Origin of the sequence: Paraburkholderia podalyriae (genome assembly GCF_014397785.1) — a bacterium.
GTDB classification, from domain to species: domain Bacteria; phylum Pseudomonadota; class Gammaproteobacteria; order Burkholderiales; family Burkholderiaceae; genus Paraburkholderia; species Paraburkholderia podalyriae.
Map to the genome: position 1 here is coordinate 21,378 of NZ_VZQQ01000055.1, position 18,126 is coordinate 39,503.

Annotated in this window: 16 protein-coding genes; 6 read left to right on the top strand and 10 right to left on the bottom strand. The window is 52.9% G+C overall.

Translation table 11 applies throughout. The features are described from left to right. The first annotated feature begins 361 nt into the window (after positions 1-361). From F6X42_RS33980 to F6X42_RS33995, 4 genes are all read left to right on the top strand, one after another. Complete coding sequence (locus tag F6X42_RS33980; RefSeq protein WP_187638368.1) at positions 362-1,516, top strand: KpsE/RkpR family capsule polysaccharide export protein; 1,155 nt, start codon at positions 362-364, stop codon at positions 1,514-1,516. A 12-nt stretch (positions 1,517-1,528) separates the two neighbouring features. Beyond that, on the top strand, positions 1,529-2,320 hold the full coding sequence (locus tag F6X42_RS33985) for an ABC transporter permease (protein ID WP_312892964.1): 792 nt from the start codon (positions 1,529-1,531) through the stop codon (positions 2,318-2,320). After that, positions 2,317-2,970 carry an ABC transporter ATP-binding protein gene (locus F6X42_RS33990; RefSeq protein WP_187638369.1) on the top strand — a complete coding sequence of 218 codons (654 nt, stop codon included), beginning with the start codon at positions 2,317-2,319 and terminating at the stop codon, positions 2,968-2,970. The genes F6X42_RS33985 and F6X42_RS33990 overlap by 4 nt, the downstream gene beginning before the upstream one ends. A gap of 291 nt (positions 2,971-3,261) precedes the next feature. Continuing rightward, positions 3,262-4,470: a glycosyltransferase family 4 protein gene (locus F6X42_RS33995; RefSeq protein WP_187638370.1), complete on the top strand. Its 1,209-nt coding sequence runs from the start codon at positions 3,262-3,264 to the stop codon at positions 4,468-4,470. A 14-nt stretch (positions 4,471-4,484) separates the two neighbouring features. Here F6X42_RS33995 and F6X42_RS34000 read toward each other — a convergent pair whose 3' ends face one another. The 10 genes from F6X42_RS34000 to F6X42_RS34045 form a co-directional block, all read right to left on the bottom strand. Further along, positions 4,485-5,702, bottom strand: coding sequence for a hypothetical protein (locus tag F6X42_RS34000; RefSeq protein WP_187638371.1), 1,218 nt, complete (start codon positions 5,700-5,702; stop codon positions 4,485-4,487). Positions 5,703-5,746: 44 nt separating this feature from the next. Beyond that, complete coding sequence (locus F6X42_RS34005; RefSeq protein ID WP_187638372.1) at positions 5,747-6,730, bottom strand: WavE lipopolysaccharide synthesis family protein; 984 nt, start codon at positions 6,728-6,730, stop codon at positions 5,747-5,749. Between the two features lie 11 nt (positions 6,731-6,741). After that, on the bottom strand, positions 6,742-8,244 hold the full coding sequence (locus tag F6X42_RS34010; RefSeq protein WP_187638373.1) for a glycosyltransferase family 2 protein: 1,503 nt from the start codon (positions 8,242-8,244) through the stop codon (positions 6,742-6,744). A gap of 107 nt (positions 8,245-8,351) precedes the next feature. Next, positions 8,352-9,581, bottom strand: coding sequence for a hypothetical protein (locus tag F6X42_RS34015; RefSeq protein WP_187638374.1), 1,230 nt, complete (start codon positions 9,579-9,581; stop codon positions 8,352-8,354). Between the two features lie 62 nt (positions 9,582-9,643). Next, positions 9,644-9,970 (bottom strand): hypothetical protein, encoded by a 327-nt coding sequence (locus F6X42_RS34020; RefSeq protein ID WP_187638375.1) that lies wholly within the window; start codon positions 9,968-9,970, stop codon positions 9,644-9,646. After that, entirely contained in the window at positions 9,967-10,701 is a 735-nt protein-coding gene (locus F6X42_RS34025) for a glycosyltransferase family 2 protein (RefSeq protein WP_187638376.1), read from the bottom strand. The genes F6X42_RS34020 and F6X42_RS34025 overlap by 4 nt, the downstream gene beginning before the upstream one ends. Further along, on the bottom strand, positions 10,701-11,345 hold the full coding sequence (locus tag F6X42_RS34030) for an HAD family hydrolase (protein ID WP_187638377.1): 645 nt from the start codon (positions 11,343-11,345) through the stop codon (positions 10,701-10,703). The genes F6X42_RS34025 and F6X42_RS34030 overlap by 1 nt, the downstream gene beginning before the upstream one ends. Then, positions 11,338-11,991, bottom strand: coding sequence for a PI-PLC domain-containing protein (locus tag F6X42_RS34035; protein WP_187638378.1), 654 nt, complete (start codon positions 11,989-11,991; stop codon positions 11,338-11,340). The genes F6X42_RS34030 and F6X42_RS34035 overlap by 8 nt, the downstream gene beginning before the upstream one ends. Then, positions 11,991-12,746, bottom strand: coding sequence for a glycosyltransferase family 2 protein (locus tag F6X42_RS34040; protein WP_187638379.1), 756 nt, complete (start codon positions 12,744-12,746; stop codon positions 11,991-11,993). Before F6X42_RS34040 ends, F6X42_RS34035 begins: the two co-directional genes overlap by 1 nt. Before the next feature lie 405 nt (positions 12,747-13,151). Beyond that, complete coding sequence (locus F6X42_RS34045; RefSeq protein WP_187638380.1) at positions 13,152-14,318, bottom strand: polysaccharide biosynthesis/export family protein; 1,167 nt, start codon at positions 14,316-14,318, stop codon at positions 13,152-13,154. 148 nt (positions 14,319-14,466) lie between these two features. On the opposite strand from F6X42_RS34045, the gene F6X42_RS34050 reads away from it, so the two are divergent. Together F6X42_RS34050 and F6X42_RS34055 are read left to right on the top strand one after the other, a co-directional pair. Next, positions 14,467-15,615, top strand: coding sequence for a glycosyltransferase family 4 protein (locus F6X42_RS34050; protein ID WP_187638381.1), 1,149 nt, complete (start codon positions 14,467-14,469; stop codon positions 15,613-15,615). Beyond that, complete coding sequence (locus F6X42_RS34055; RefSeq protein ID WP_187638382.1) at positions 15,616-17,676, top strand: capsular polysaccharide export protein, LipB/KpsS family; 2,061 nt, start codon at positions 15,616-15,618, stop codon at positions 17,674-17,676. Positions 17,677-18,126 lie beyond the last annotated feature (450 nt).

Below are 18,126 nucleotides of genomic sequence, written 5' to 3' on the forward strand. Positions count from 1 at the left end.
GGTCTTCAGCAGCGACCGAAGAATACAACATTAAGACTTAAAAAATAACAAACACGATGCAAATTATGGAAAGTTGTTGGAAGGATACGAAGTTGGTTGGCGCCGCCTATTTCCAGTAGTTATAATCGGCGGCCCTGCTTGTATGGGGTGAGGCGCGTCCGTCCGCCGCGCAAAACTTACAAATCGTTAGGCTCCGCAATCACCTTCGGCAAAGACATCGCGTAAAAAGTAGGTTTGGGCCCACAAAAAACGGTTGCGCCGACCTTGGCTGCAGCTTTTTGCGGGTTAGCTAGCCCTTCCCATCGATTCGCCCGACGGGTCTCAGGGAAACCAAAAGAACCACTCAAAGTTGGATAAGACGTTGGAAACTGTATCTAGCAACAACGCGGCACTGCCGCCCTCGGGGAAGAAGAAAGGGCTGGTTGAACGGATCAAGGGCGTCAACCGCATCTTTGCGCTGACTGTCGTCGTGCCGACCACCGTAGCGATCGTGTACTTCGGGCTGATCGCATCGGATGTTTACGTCTCCGAGTCCCGGTTTGTCGTGCGTAGCGCGCAACGACAAAGCCAGACTAGCGTAGTGGGGGCACTCCTACAAGGCACCGGCTTTTCACGAGCGCAAGACGACACGTATCCCGTCATCGACTACATTCAGTCGCGCGATGCCCTTAAGGAGTTGAACCAAGGCGGCTATATTGCTGACAGGTACGGGAATCATGGCGACTTTCTGAGCCACTTCTCACGTGGTATCGACGATAGTTTCGAGGCGTTGTGGAAGTACTACGGCAAGCACATTGTCACGGTCGATTTCGATTCGACATCTGCGATTACTACACTTCAAGTTCGCGGATATACGGCCAATGACGCAGAAAAGATCAACGAAACGCTGCTTGAGATGAGCGAGCGATTGGTCAACCGAATGAACGCCAGAGCGTCCGAAGATACGGTTAAGTTCGCTCAGAGCCAAATGGACGCCGCGGCCGGCAAAGCCAAAGACGCGGCTGCGGCATTAGCCACCTATCGTAATTCGCACACAGTATTCGATCCCGATCGACAGTCTGCCATGCAGTTGCAGCAAGTCACCGCGCTGCAACAACAGATGTTCGCAGCCCAAACTCAATTGATCCAGTTGCAGTCGATCTCGCCGCAAAACCCGCAGATCCCGGTCTTGAAGACGAATATTGCCACACTCGAAAAGCAGATAGAAGGAGCAACGGGCGGGGTGACTGGCGGGAAAGATTCCTTGTCAAACAAGGCCGCTGCTTACGCGCGACTCCAACTTGATTCGCAATTTGCCGACAAGCAGTTGGCCTCGGCTATGGCCGCACTTGACAACGCTCGCGCTGAAGCGGAACGCAAACAGATTTATCTGGAAAGGTTAGTGCAACCCAATACGCCGGACGTTGCAATTGAGCCAAAGCGGATTAAATCCATTCTGGAAGTTTTTGCACTAGGGATGATTGCGTGGGGGGTACTGAGCTTGCTCCTGGCAGGTGTGCGTGAGCATCACGACTGAGGATTGGGAACTGTGCAGCACGATACCCCTCTTCTAAGGTCCCTACACATCCAACGGCGCGTTGTGGGCGCGCTGTTGATGCGCGAGATATTGACACGGTATGGCCGGCACAACGTCGGCTTCCTGTGGATGTTCTTCGAGCCGATGATGTTCACCCTCGGCATCCTTGCGCTTTGGACCATCACGAAGGCAACTCACGGCTCATCGCTTCCGGTTACGTCATTCGCAATTACAGGTTATTCGTCGGTTCTGCTGTGGCGCAACTGCGCGAGTCGATGCGCACTTGCCATCGAACCGAATCAGGCATTGCTGTTTCATCGAAATGTGCGAGTAATCGACCTGTTCTTGGCACGCATCCTGTTAGAAATTGCAGGAGCAACAATGTCTTTCATATTCCTGACGGTTTTTTTCGTCATCATCGGACTGATGGATGCTCCGAAAGACATCACTCTGGTTATCGGAGGTTGGTTACACCTCGCTATGTTTGGTTGCTCCCTGGGATTGATTGTCGGCGCCTTGAGTGAGCGGAGCGAGACGGCGGATCGCATCTGGCACACCGTGGCCTACCTGCTCTTTCCACTCTCTGGAGCTCTTTTCATGGTCGAGTGGTTGCCGGAAAAATTCCAGAAAATCATTGTGATTCTACCAATGATACACGGCACGGAAATGTTGCGCGGCGGCTACTTTGGATCGCTGGTAAAGCCACACTATGACATCGGCTACATGATTACCTGCGACCTGATCCTTTTGTTTGTCGGCCTGTTTCTTGTCAGGGATGCTGGCATGAGAGTTGAACCCCAATGATTGGACTCGAAGGACTGTGCAAGGACTACCACACGCGTCAAGGTCGCCGTCGCGTGCTGGACGGCATCGATTTACAGGTCAATCGAGGCGAGAAGATCGGCATCCTGGGTCGCAACGGCGCAGGCAAGTCAACGATGATCCGCATGATCAGCGGCGCCGAATTGCCCACCGCCGGCAAAGTCCGCCGTGACATGAGCGTATCTTGGCCGCTCGCATTTGGCGGTGCCTTTCAGGGCAGCCTGACTGGTATGGACAACGTCCGTTTCATTTGCCGCGTGTACGGCGCGGACCCGAAAGTGGCGGAACCGTTCGTCCAGGAATTTTCGGAACTTGGCTACTATCTGCGCGAACCTGTCAAAAGCTATTCGTCCGGCATGCGCGCGCGACTCGCGTTTGCCATTTCAATGGCAATCGAATTTGATTGTTTTCTGATTGATGAAATCGTAGCGGTCGGCGATAGCCGTTTTCACGCAAAATGTCACCACGAACTTTTCGAGCGCCGACGGGATCGGGCACTCATCATCGTCAGCCACGACCCTGGTTACATAAGAGAACATTGCAGCCGTGCTACCGTCCTGGTCAAAGGTAAGCTGCACTCGTTCGATCAGATCGACGACGCTTATACCTTCTATCAGGAAAGCGCGAGCTGAGGAGTTTCGCACTGGTTCGATTGACCAATTTGTCGAACCAGTCCCCCGTCGTATTTCAATTTGGCGACCGCCATTCCAGACGTGTCACTCAAAGGCTTGCTAAGCGTAATGCTGGACAAGACAACTTCGCGGGGATGTCCACGGCATACAACAGACCGACAAGCGACGGGCGGACTTATTATGTGCTCGACTGTGCTCATCGGCCTATCAACGAAATAGACCTCGACCCTGCGCCGCCCCTGTATGAATGTACGTCTGTATGCAGTCCGCGCTATTGGCTCGGTACTCCAAATGCTGCCCATCGCCACGGTGCGGACGCTGGTCAGAACCCTAACAGTCCACAACACACGACACGGTCAGGAAAGGCAATTGTTGGTGGATGTTTCCGTTACTCTCCGACAAGATGCGCGCTCGGGAATCCAGCGAGCGGTGCGCGCCTGGCTGGGCGCGCTGCAAGCCCATCCACCAGCAGGATTTTGTGTACGCCCAATATTCGCAACACATCGCCACAACTACCGCTATGCTCCCGACCTGACATGCAGCACGCAGCAGCTCGAAAACGCCCAACCTGTGATTGCGGAACCCGGCGACGTCTTCCTGGGTATTGATCTAGTCGCACACTTATTGCCTCGTTGGCAGTTTCAGCTCTTGCAGTGGAAAGCCGCGGGTGTGCAAATAGACATAGTCGTTCACGACCTCTTGCCTTTGCTGCACCCCGAATGGTTCAACCCGAAGACCGTACGCAACTTCGGACGTTGGGCGCAAGTGCTCGCCAAGTATGCGGATCATCTGATTTGCACTTCGCAATCAGTCGCAAAAGATGTGTCTCACTGGAAGGCGAACTCGCGCGTGCTCCGTCAGGGCGAAGCCCGGATATATTTGGCGCCACTTGGAGCAGACATTCTCGCGTCATCGCCCAGCCAAGGCCTACGCCCCGAGCACCATGAAATGCTGCGACAACTCTCAAATCAGGAAATTGTACTGATCGTCGGCACTGTGGAGCCCCGTAAAGGTCACGCTATTGCGCTCGACGCCATGGAGGAGTTGTGGAGCCAAGGGCGCACCACCGTGCTTGTGATCGTAGGGCGTCCGGGCTGGAAAACGAAAGACCTGCAACAACGCCTACGCACCCACCCGGAACATGGCGAGCGCCTTCTATGGATCGACGATGCCAGCGATGAGATGCTCGGACACCTCTATGTGCTGGCCAAAGGCGTCCTCAATCCATCCTTGGGAGAGGGTTTTGGCCTGCCTCTCGTAGAAGCCATGTACCACAATTGCTCACTGCTGGCTCGAAATCTCGACGTTTTCCGCGAGATTGCCGGGGAACAGATCGAGTACTTTGACGATGACACCTCCCAAGCTCTGGCCAAACGTATCGCGCAATGGCTGGATAACATTCCGTTGCACAAACGCCCGCCCTATAACGTGCGCACTTGGGAGGAAAGTGCTTCAGACTTGCGACGCCTGTATGCCGATCGCCCCGCGAGCCCGCTGTAATCCCCTTTCCTCGCCTAGACGGAAGTCCACGCCTTCAAGCGCCTTTTATATTTCCCAAATCTATTTTTCCAAGTCAACACTCTTTTATACAACGGATTCATGTGACTTACACCGTAGTCATAGCCAAATAGCATCTTGCAGATATGATTTTGAGCACGAAATCCCGTTTCGTATCCTGCCCGAAAAGACAATACCTTCACAACAGGCAGCGACATATATCTTGGCGTAATCCCGGCATTCAATATTCTGCGCGAGTACTCAATATCCTCGCACTGATTCCAGAATAAATAATCGTTCAAGGGAATTTCCTGCAGAATGCTCTTTTTGGCTATGATCAAACCACCATTTACATATAGATTCGGATGAAAATCGTCTGGCTCCAGTGTCAATGACCAACTAGGTGCCCACGCATTGCCTGTCGCCACCCAGTCGTAGAATGCTGTCTCTCCATAGAGCTGGCGACCGCACACCACATTGAAGTCGTAACCAAACTGATCGAAAAATTCCAGCCACTTCTCCGCTATCGCGTAGCGATTATGGAGAATCGCCACATTTTCGTAGCGAGCAGCAGCGACGATATCGTTTTTCTTGCGGGTGATCCACGCGAGACGCTCATTGACGGCGTCGGAATGCAATATCTTTATCGGAATCTTGCTCGGTCCGATGTATTTCGAGTAATTCTCCTCAGGACCGTTCACAATCAATTCGCAATCGTCGAGGCAAAACTGAAATGCTTGCTCGATTGACGTTAACAAGTGACCGAACGAATCGACGTTCTGGCCATCGACAACCAGACCGAACGACCATTTCTTATTTTTTCCCGAAACGGCAATGTTCCGGCGCTCTTCTACAAAAAAACTATACGTGGTCCATTTCTTCGCCGGCTCGACAGACGTTATCTTGACATCCGTAAAGTATCTGCGCAGCGATGAGAAAACATACGAGAGTAACTGATGCAATGAAACATACTTGGTTGTTTTTGCGCGAAAACTTACCCTCGAACGCCCAGACAAAAGTGTCCAACTTTCGTCAAGTATTACGCGCCAGTTGCTATAAGCACAAACATTGAACTCTAATCCGAGACTGTCTAATGTCCCCGCCACTTTTCGATCAGCGAGCCGGAATCCCTCACGAAATTTCGGTCGACTAATCGGTGTCTTGCAAACAAGCAACTTTGCCCCGCATTCGTCCTGCTTCAATACGACATGAGCATGATGTAAATAGGGTTTCATTAGATGTTACTCGCTTACTGGAACAAATCGGAATTCATGTTAAATCAAATCCATCCAAGTCGCCGTACCTTCTTTTTCAACCATTTATAAAAGCCTATCGGGTGAAGAAACGGGTATGCGATATCAGACAAAATTCGAGAGACAGTCGATGGCACGACGCTCGGAACCTTCGTTATACCCAAAGAATTAAGACGCATCCACTCAAAACTGAAATGGTGATCCGTATGATATTTAGGGAAGCGAACAGGAACCAAAAGATCAGGGACGGTAACAAAGTGACTATTCATATAATAGTCACTCAGCGCCACCACTTCCGGCCGGTCATCAGCATAATGATGAACGTCAACGGAATGTTTTTTCCGAATCGCGCTCAAGAATATAAATTGCTCCGGTGCGTACTGGGACAACTCATGGAGACGCCATCTATTAGGATGAGCCCGCTCCAGAAAGTACCAGCCTTCTTCATCACTCTGCAGCTGGATATCCCATAAAACTTTCACGTCATCGGTCCAACCAAATTGAAAATGATCTGACGGATGAAACGGCAACGGATGATCGGGAATTCTTTCTAGAATCGATGCACTGTTTCTAGAAGAAAAGTTATTACAAACAAGCGGGTATTCAAAAACATCCCGCTCGTCAGACAGGGGATTCTTGCATCGCTCTTCAAAAATCCGAACAAACGCGTCCCCGTCGAGAATCATGTCGGATCGTATTTTTAAGCAAAATGGACGAGTAACCAGACTCAGCCCAGCTCGAGTCCCGACAATTTGACGATTGACATTGTTTGGCGTGAACGAAGGCGCGCCCCCTTGTGCCGGTGGCAAGGGAGATAGGACGATCTTGTCGTAGACTAGGCCTGCATACCGCTCGCCCTCCCAAGTCGAGACAATGATTTCAGCATCTCTAAATATCCCGCGAATCTTGCGAGTCGCGGCCAGGGTCAAACCCTCGAGCGATTCCTTTTCGACACTCCAGTCAATAGGGCCTTGAATGACGATCGAAATATCAGAGCTTTTAATAGACATTCTTTATCCGCTTATTTGATACGAGCTCGCAACCAGCGTCGCAGCTGCATTCCATTGTTCGTCTCAATATTATGTGCAGTGCGAAAATCGTCTTTAATAGCATGCACCATAATTCTGTTCTCGAGATCCTTGGGAAACAGCCGAAGGAGATGAAGCCATAAATTGCGCCACCCGGTTTCAGCCTCCTTGTCTTTCTGAAGCACTACCGATTCAATCTCGTAATCGACGATCTTTTTGACCTTATACATGAGGATAAGGCGATGAAACCAGTCATCCGGAGCCGTCAAGCTCAACGTGTGCTTCACCGAAAGATCCAGGCAGACCCGCTTTTGCGTCGCGTTCACCTGAACCCAATTGCCGGTAGCTTGTCCCGCCCTATCTCGCCGATAATGGTAAAGCAGATAATTACATAGACTCGGATTTGCTGCATGCTGCATCAAAGTCAAATAAAAAGGCAAGTCCTCATACAAATGTATATCCATCAGCGAATTGAGGGCAACCTCTTTTAATCGCGATGAGAAGAAATACATCCATACCGTATGATGGTAATGCGAGTTCTCAAAAGCAGTTCGATCACTTTTTTCATAATAGAACGGCGGGCTCTTAAGGTGCACTCCCGCCGGGTAAATCGGATCCCAAACTGCCCCCGTCTTGTCGTTATAGTGATCAAAACCAAACGCTACACACTCGCTTGAACGCTCATGAGCCACAGCAACAAGCTTTTCGACCGCATCCTCACGCAACCAATCATCGCCGTCCGCCAGCATGCAAAAGTTCCCGCGCGCTTGCCGGATACCAAACTTACGCACACCGTTCACGCCAAGCGGTTGGCTATGCACTTCGATTCTGGAATCGTACTTCGCCATACTCCGAGCCTTCTCGAGAGTATGATCTTTCGAACCGTCATCTACGACAATGATTTGTAGATTTTTGTACGTTTGATTTAAACAAGAAGAAATGCAGTGCGCAATATAATTTTCGATATTTTTTGCAATAACAATTATCGAAACAAGCGGCCCACTTAGCGACGAAGAATCGACCGATTCGTGCACGCGATGCGTCAAGTGCCTTACGTACGGATAGATATGAGACGTAATAACGCATCCCTTTTCCGCGCTGACCGAGACGATTTCCCCGGTGTCGACTCTGACTACTTCACCCTGCGACACGGCTACGCCATTGACAACGGCACTGCCTTCTGCAATCTGGATGAACTCGGTACCTCGCTTGTTAAACCAAGGCCTCATTGTGGAACCGGGGGGCAATTTCCGGCCCTGGGTTTTTCCGTCTTTCGCTACGTAGCGATCGGCAAAGAACTCTTTGACCTGAAAGAGAAGTAAGGCGTTCGTTGACGGCATGGCTTTGATCAACTCCACGTACCCCGGAGCCTTGTCATCACTCGAACCTCTACTGACCACGGAAGAATCTGCACCCATAATTTCACACTTATAAAAATGCCTGATCCGCGACTTGGCGTCTGGCATAAATAAAACGACCGGCAGCCGCACTGACATTTACGCAACGTTCGGGACACACGTCCCTATATGGCTCGATCTCTATGGACGCACGGACTGCCTTTGGCGCCTTAAATTCGATTTATGCGACAATGTCTCGCGACTTATCAGGCATCTGATAGAGAAGAGACCCGATCTACGTGATAGATTGCCGAGAATCCTCTGGATACACACTGCTTACCCCCTGTATCGTCCTGTGTTGCTGCAGTCAAAGTAAGCCAAACAGGTCGGTATTCGTGAATATCTTGTACTCTGTCGAGATGACTTAAATCCAAGTCATCCGTAATTTTTCCATCGCCAACAATCGGGACCAGATCCACCAACTTGAAATCACCACGCAACAGAAGGTAGTTCACGTAAAGGATGTGATCAAAATGATTCCAAGTTAGTCGCGCCCATGCCTCGTCCACTCCACCGTACAGGAAAGCGACGTGCTGCAAGAACTCGAAAAAATCTTCGCGCGCATAAAAAGGAATATCGAAAAACCAGGAATATCGGTCGGACCCGTAAATTCCATCTAATTTTCCCTCATCTCTTGGCGAAAAGAAATTCGCTGATGCACGATACGTTGATTTTGTGATGTCTATTGGAGAACCAGCAGAAAAAAAAGTTTTCTTCGCATAATTCGTTTCGATCTGATCGAAAAAGGAGTCCAACGACTTCAACAACAATGTATCTGCATCAATGCAGCAAACTTGATCCGCGCCTAAAGCAAACGCGCGACAGACGGACAGCAACTTTTTCATGTTGATGCACCCTCCGCCCTGATTCTTGGCAAGGGCATCGCCAAGACGCGTCCATCCTGCCGCTTCCGTTACTTCCAAGGCGGATATGACCTCACAATGCCGCGGCACGGCCGAGGCGGCAACCTCCAGATATCTTTCTATTACTTCTCTCTCATACGTGCCAGTTGCTACCAAGGTCACCCGTACGTCCTCGGTATCGAGTTCGGCCTTCGATAAGAAGGAAAAGATCGAAGAAATATGAAATATTTTCGGCAAATGAATGGGTATGAGCAGATGTCGTGTCTGCTTCGGCAAAGTCGAATCCACCGACCCGGGATTTGCAAGTCGATTCAACTCCTCTCGCCAAACAGGCTCTCCGTATTGAATCAACGGGTTTCCAACATCTACCGCCTTTTTGCCAAAGACCGATTCGCGAAACGCATGCAAGAGAATTTTGTTCTCACGCTCCACTTTTACGAGCAACTTCTCGAGCCGTTTCACCGTAAAGACAATATCCTCCGATTCTGGAATTTGGTAGGACTCTGAACTGGTAGCAGCCCCCTCGGTTTCGGGTAACGACAAATCCGAATCGATCAAAATCTCAGCGCTCACGCGAACCTCACATATTTCACTTCAATCTTCGTATTTCAGCCACGAACGCAAAATCGCAACAATCAGTCGCTCACATTATATTTATCTTGCGTTGCTCCAGGCACCTTTACGACGACATTTATCGCATCGGTCAAAGCTTCGAAGCCTGTTACTTCTCCTGGCTCCAGCACGACAATATCTCCCTCTCCCCACTCCCGGCCCATCATGCGGACCTTTCCTTTGAGGATTAGAGTGATTTCAGTCGCAATCTTATGATAGTGAGCTCGTTCGCAGTCCCCTGCCTTGTAACTCTTGACTGCAACCTCACAAGCATCGGTTGAGAACGCGGACGGCTCGAAACTACCGACGAACCATCCCTTGATCATGCCATCCAATTTTTCGTGCTTCACATCGCTTCCAGTTGTTCAAATTGGCTTAGATGCCGGTCGGACTTCAAGGGGTGGTATTGATCCACATTGATCTTCCAGACCCCTATACGCTTCTGAGCCAAAATCATTTCGTTAAAAGTCTTCGCTATGTAATAACGACCGTCCAATGCGTCGCCCTTTCGGATCATCTGCTTGATGGCATCGACCAGATACTCAGCTCTGGCATACCAGAACGTCCCTGTCGTTGCGTGTTTGCTGATGGGACGCCGCTGACTTACCTCGGATATTAGATCGTCATTACCTAGACGCACATATGAATATCTCGGATGCACCGAATGGAAAGTCAGCGTGCCACCATCGAGTCCCTGCTCCCGAAAACTTGACAGAACCGCCGGGAAATTCACATTAACCAGTTCGTTCGCGCTGACAATCAATACCTCTTCATCGGCGGGAATTGTGCAAGCAGCCATCAATGCCGAGCATGCAGAACCTTGGGTACCGTCGGCAATTCGCATGACCCGGGCGCCAGGGCACAAGAGTTCAACGACTTGATCCAAGTGAAATTGATCTATTTCATCGTCGCGCAATGCGAATATGAAATTGGCGCCTTCGATTCCCGCCATTTTTTCGAGAATCAGCTCGAGCAATGAATGCCCCCCCACCTCTGCCAAGCTGGACGGATAGCCGTTGTCGTTCGAGGAAATAAATTGAGGAGCGCCAGCGGCCAGCACTAGAACATTCGTCTTCGTCATCACGCAGTCTCCCCCGACTCAATTGTTGCGATGCGCCGCAAGATATTCTCGAGATTGGTGTCGCCTACCTCTTTCACTGTAAGCAGGTGCGCGCCACTTGCCTTTGCTGCACGAATACCGTTCTCGTTATCCTCGACGATGAGACATTCATCAGGCGACAGATTGAAATGACTCATGGCCTTCAGGTACATCTCTGGATCAGGCTTGCCCACCTTGACATCTTCGTTTGAGACCATAAGATCCAGATAGCGAGTCAGCGCGGCCCGCTCCATCATGACTTCCACAGAATTCCGAACTGAATTACTGCATACCGCCAGCTGGTACCCTCGCGCCTTCAAGGCGGAAAGCGCTCGCTCCTGTGCAAATTGAGGGCGGCATTTCTCGTAGACCATCTGAATGGTATACGTCTGCTTCATTTCGTTCAGGAATTCATGTAGCTCGCGCGGCAAACCTCTTTCGAGCGATAACATCTCCAGCTTTTTACGCGTAGGCAATCCATCAAATGTAATCAGATGGTCGTACCTGGAGATCGACATACCAAACAAGGTTAGTGCCGTGTTTAAGGCTTCATAGTGCCAATCCTTCGCCTCGATCAGTACTCCGTCCATATCAAATAGGACGGCGCGAATCTTTTTTTCATTCATGTATTTTCGCTCCCGACATTTTCTCGAAAAAATCTGTGGCTGCTTCGGGAAGATCAGTACATAAAATAAGATTCTCGCAATGCGCTACCGGCGCGAGTAACTCCCAATGTGACTGATGATCGCGACGATGAAGCTCATTCGATACGACGCACACGCGTTTTCCCGTATTGAGCAAATTCTCGATTTTCGCGGTATCGTACCAAACGCCGTCGAATGCATCCAACCATATACCGTTCGACCGCTCCAACCATGCACCAACCGGTTCTACTTCACTAATCCGCGTGAATATCGGAACCCTACCAAGATACGCTCGCATATCCGGTACTGCCATATCGAATACGAAACAGTCCAAACTATTCCGTCCCTCAAGATGCTGGAAAATCGCGTCCGTCAGACCGTCCGCTTTAACGTTGAGGGCCAGTGTTAATGGTTCCTCTGGCGTAGCGTTTGCCTCAGCAAGGTCCAGCATTTCGGAAAAGCCCACCTCGTGACCCAAAGGCATATCGTGCGAAATGACGAGCCTGCCACCAAGGTCACGGATATCTGTTTCCGTGCCAAAACCCAGCGTGAACGATCGATGGAAAGCTTGAACGGTGTTTTTTTCGCTGGGCTCTTTCCAATAGCCACGGTGCGATATGATTTTCATCACAATTCCATCGTGGCCGTGGCCGAAACCGGCATTGACAGAAACAATTCCAGATCAGCAGGAATTCCTAAACCGTACATGCCGTTTGCTTCCGAGCCGACATTATAAATTCCGACTGCTTTCTGCGCCTTGATCATCGAATTATAGGCTGGCGCGACATAATATTCGCCATTGACACGCTCTTCAGCCTCGATCATTGTCTCTGCCGCGCGAACAAAATCAGAGCCACGCTTGAAATTGTAGATTCCCACAGTGGCCTCATCCGAAATTACCTGCTTTTCGACAACCCGTGTGACAAGCCTCTTATCATCAAGCGCGACGAATGACCACTTCGGATCATTAGCCGTCATCGTCATAATTTGACCGTCCAGATCAGCGGTTGCCATATTATTCAGATAGTCATCAATGGCAACATCAATATATTGATCCGAATTGGCAATCATCAGCGAATCATCATTATCAATAAGATGTTTTGCCGATAACACTGTGCAGGCAGCCCCTTCGGTCAATCCATCGAGGCCGACAACCACGCAGCCTGGAGCCCACTCGGACAACTTTTCCAGGAGCGAGTATGACTCGATATGAACTTTCTGAGCAATAAAAATGAAACGATGACTCTGAGAGGGCCGAAGATTATTAATAACCAGCTTGATCATCGGCACCCCGTTAACCTGAATCAACGGTTTGGGATCCTTAAACCCGGCCTTTGCAAACCGGCTTCCGGCACCCGCCATTGGAACGACGATATTCAACATTTTGTTCACCCGACATCAAATCAAGAAATCGTTTATTGGCCATACTGTAATCACTCGACCACTTCGACAAAACGATCCGGTAATTGCTTGTTACCGTTGACAAGCCTGTGACCGCTGCAGTCGAGATTGTTGCCGTTTGTTTTCGCTACCGTTGCTGCGCCATTGCCGAGAGTGATGCGAGGTTGGGCAGATGGTCATCGTCAAGCCTTGTGACGTCACGGTTGTCTCCTCTACAAGAGATTAGTACGGCTCTATTCGCCAGAAAACGATCGTAAAGAATCACGTGAAGAGCAGACGCCAGTAAGAAGTCGGCTCCGACCAAAGGGGACAATTAGCCCCTCCTCTCGCACGCCACCACACTACGCCGTGCGGAACCATCGGTATCGAATTCCCGGCGCCTTCTGTTTACTTAAACGTTTGAACCCCGGTGATCACCGGATACGCCACCGAGAACACCACATTCAGGAACTTCTGCAACTCAGCGATCGGAGCATTCGATACGTACAACAGATCCTTGTTATCCATCATAAAGCTCTGTGCAACGAAGAACGAATTAGGGTCGCGCAGATTCACACGGTATACAACGGGCACTTTGCCGTCCGCCGTAGTCCGCACTGGCTTATTCGGCCACGGCAGAGCTTTCTCGTCCTCAAGTCGGAAAATGAATACGCCCTGTACATCCGAGCGCGAATCTTCCAATCCGCCGGCACGAGCCAAAGCCTGCGCAAGCGTAATCCCTTGAGCCTCGAAATTGATTTCCTGATTCTTGCCAGTCGCGCCGAGCGACGTGAAGCTGAAAGGTTGGAACAATGCTGTCACAACGTCGCCAGCATGGAGCGGCACATTCTGGCGCGGATCACGAATCACCGTCTGGAGCGGCAACGACGCCACCTTGTCGCCACGAGTCACCTGGATCGTAATCTTGTCAACCGGTTCTTTCACGCCGCCCGCCGCCGCCAAAGCATCTAACAACCGCTCGCCACGCGCACTTAGCGGCACACGATTGCTGCTCGCGACATCGCCCACTACCGTTACGTACGAGGTCTCGTTACGTGAGAGCTTCACCAACACTTGCGGGTCGTGCGCGATATTCTTCAGGTGCTCGGCAATTTCGCGCTGCAATTGAGTTGGCGTGCGCCCTACTGCCTTCAATTCGCCAGCAAAGGGCACATTGATCTTGCCGTCGCCGTCGATCGTCTGATCCGGCAAAACGGTAACGCGCGCATTGGTTGCGCCCGCCTTCGAGTCGATTTGCGCAGCCCCGAACAGCGTAGCGGGCGGCGCTTCCCAGATTGATACCTCGATCGTGTCGCCGACACCGAGTTGCTGCCGGAACGACGTACCATTACCGAGCGAAGCCGAGAAGTCACCAACACTGCGCTCCGCAAATAGCTTACGGGCGACTTCGTCGGTAACGTCGACAATCTGGATGCCAGTTGGATTACCTTCGGCGCCGGCGCTACTAATCTGCGACTTGCTAGGCCCGGAAGTCGGAATGCTCGAGCACCCGCCAAGCCAAATCGCTCCGAAGGCAACTGCGGTACAAACAAAACAACGAGACAGACGCAACATTTATTGCAACGGTTATCAGAAGTTGGTGGGTAAATTTTCGGGGCTGATTGTCTCATGCACTGAGGTAGAATGGCGCACTGTGATGAAAAATCCACACCTGCAAATCAAAAAAGTCTGAGCGCTCCCCAACATTTCGCTTTAAATTCCCGTGCCCCCCATCTTCCTGGACGTCACGCGCCTACTTACGCGCCTCTATGACGGGCTTTTGCCGACGGGCGTCGATCGCGTCGGCCTCGCTTACATTGAAAAATACGGTGCAACAGCACGCGCCATCCTTAGCGAACGCGGTTTTTCTACAATTGTGAGCGAGGAAGACTCCCAGCAAACGTTTGCATGGCTTATCTCGTCAGATCGCAATAGAAACAGAATCCGTGCACTAGTCGCACGGGCCTGCCTTAATCGCCTACGAGAATCAAGACTCAACGGAATACTGTTGCACACAAGTCACAACGGAATGGAATTCGGCCGTTATTACAATGCGATGACAAAACGTCAAATTCGCCCTGTATTCATGGTCCACGATTTAATCCCTTTGACTCACGCCGAATACTGCCGCCCCGGCGTCGACGCCACGCATCGCAATCGCATGCAAACCGCGTTGAAGCACGCAAGCGGGCTGATCATGAATTCGCAGGCCACGCTCGACTCGCTTGCCGCCGAAGCCCATCGCTCCAACCTTCCGCTTCCGCCGATCGTCGTCGCCCACCTCGCATCCGGCGTCACCCCTCGCCCACTTGCTCCGCGCCCCATCGCCACACCGTACTTCGTCATGCTCAGCACGATCGAGCCGCGCAAAAACCACTGGTTCATCCTGCACGTTTGGCGCCGCCTCGTAGAACAACTGGGCGCAGCAGCACCAAAGCTCGTCGTAATCGGCCGACGCGGCTGGGAATGCGAAAACGTCATCGACATGCTGGAGCGTTGCGAATCGCTAAAAGGCGTCGTAATAGAAGAATCCCACTGCTCCGACGAAAAACTTTACGCGTATCTGCAGCACTGCCAGGCACTCCTCTTTCCGTCCTTCGTCGAAGGCTACGGTATGCCGCTCGCAGAAGCGCTTGCGCTAAAAGTACCGGTACTCGCGAGCGATCTCTCCGTCTTTCACGAGATCGCCGACGACATTCCGGACTATCTGGACCCGCTCGACGGCCCTGGCTGGCTCGCCCGTATCCAGGCCTACACGCAGGCGAATAGCCCCGAGCGCGACGGGCAGCTAAGCCGCATCGAGCGATTTCGCGAGCCGACGTGGGTTGAGCATTTCGAACGCGTCGACGCCTTTCTGGAAACGCTGCGCTAAATGAAGGAACGCGTCATCGCCGGAGCAGAGGCCTCCAGGAACCTCGCAATCGATTTGCGCAGTCTCACACGCGGTTGGCGCCTGTGGAGCGGACTGCGCCAACGAAACCTCGAACAGGTGTGGATTGATCGTTGGCATGGACGCATTGCACTACGCGTCGCGCGTCTACTCCGCAAGCAAATCAACGCCGCGTGGCCCGGACCGGTCTGGTCGCACGGACCGGCCGGTACACCGTTGTTGTCATGGTTCTCAATGCCGCTTGCCAATGCCAGCGCCGAGACGTTCGCTGCCGTGCTGAACGAAGCACTCGCCGCCGCAATGGAACAGGATCGCAGTTCCCAGGTTGCCCTCGATTCGCAACGGTTGATGCAGCGGCTTGCGCACAGTCACGCATTGGCAATACGTGACACGCAGTGCCGCTGCCCGGTCACGCTACTGGAACCACGAAGCAGCGAACGCGTACTCCTTATCGACGAACGCGCGCGATCGAAAGCATCGGGCGCAACAGCAACGCGCCATTCGCCCACCGCTTTTGCGCGAATGCTGCAAGCCGCGACAAGCGCACATCCACAAGCCGAATTCTGGATCGCTCAATCGAATGATCCAGGACGAGGCCGCTGGTTGTCCGCATCATTGGAACTGACGCTGCCCGCCGGCACGAGACGTTTCGCCGAGCACGAATCCGTGTGCGCCGCTCTGCCTCACGTCGATCACGTCTACACGCTCGGCGCGTCGGAAGGCATGCAGGCGCTTTTGGCGGGTGCGCGCGTTCACGTATTCGGCGCACCGTACTACGCAGGCTGGGGCCTGACGCATGACGACCAGCCATTGCCGAACCGCACCGCGCGCCCCACACTCGCCGCATTGTTCGACGTGGTGTTCGTCCGCTCGACCCGCTATCTGAATCCGGCCACGCACGCGCCTGGCGCGCTTGACGATCTGCTCGACAGCATCGAGTTGCAGCACACGGTCCAGCAACGCTTCACCGACCTGCAAAACGTCGCGGCACTGCGTTTCCAATGGTGGAAGCGCCCGTTCGCGACGCCATACATCACGGCGGGCAAGTCGGCATTGCGCTGGACTGCCGAACCGCAATCGGTCGAATCCCACGAAACCGCGGTACTGTGGGGCGCGCGCAGTGCGGAGGGCCTTGCGCCGGAAGTTCGTCGCGTCAGAATCGAAGACGGCTTTTTCCACTCCACGGGTCTCGGTTCCGACATGATCGCGCCGCGGAGCCAGGTGATCGATCGTCGCGGTCTGTACTTCGATGCGAGCCAGCCGAGCGATCTGAGTGTTCTGCTCAACGAGACCGAGTTCAGCGAGACCGAGTTGGCGCGCGCCGCGGCGCTTCGCAACAAGGTCGTGCAACTCGGCGTCACCAAGTACAACCTCGGGCGTCAGCGCCCGGCATGGACGGCGCCGGCCGGCAAGCAGATCGTGCTGGTCCCCGGCCAGGTCGCCGACGATGCATCGATCCGCCTCGGCACGCGTGCAATTGGCACCGCCGATGCGCTGCTGCGCGAAGTACGCCGCCTGCGTCCCGATGCCTTCGTCATCTACAAGCCACATCCCGACGTGCTATCAGGCAACCGCAACGGCCTGATCGACGCACAGCAACTCGCCGACGTCGTCGATACCGAAGCGGACCTGCTGTCGCTCGTCGATGCGGCGCATGAAGTTCACACGCTATCGTCGCTCGCGGGCTTCGACGCGCTCTTGCGCGGCAAAGCCGTATTCACCTACGGGCTGCCGTTCTACGCAGGCTGGGGACTCACCCACGACGCGCTCGCGCCGCTACCGTGGCGACATCGCACGTTGACACTCGACATGCTGTGCGCGGGCGTGTTGCTGCGTTACCCGCTGTACTTCGACTGGAAAACGCGCCTCTTCACGACGCCGGAAGCCGTGGTCGAACAACTTGCACCGCAAGCCGCACGGCCGCTGGAAAAAGTACGCGGCAACCGGATGCGCCCGCTTCTCAAGGCGTTTCGCTGGACGCGCAATGCCATCCATCACACTGCGTGGCGCTTTCAGCAGAAGCGCGCTGCACGATTACTGTAAGAGCAAACCGGCCTGACAATCGGAATAGCGGCGGTCAGTGGGCCTGGCCGATTCCCTCCCACAGACCCTGCATGCGGGTTGGCACCGCGCGGTTTGAGCAGGTGAGGTCATGGAGCCGAGGTACGCCAAGACGCTCGAAGTAAGCGATGGGCGTGGCCCGGTTCAACAACAGGTAGCTGTTGTGCCACTAGCGACGGCTGTTCACCGTCGTCAAGGAGCGTAAGGACTCCGCGCGAGTTGGCCCGAGTGTCACCTGCCCGAAATAAATCAACGGTGCAAGTGCATCCTGACAACAAAAATGCATGTCCTGTCATAGAAAATCAGTGACTATTCAGCCGGTGTTGTAAACAGCGGCTGAACCTGGCATAGTTGCGGCATGAAGAAGAGTGCCGAGCTCCAGGTTCCCGATCTCAAGACGCTGACGCACGAGCAGAAGGATGCGCTCATCAT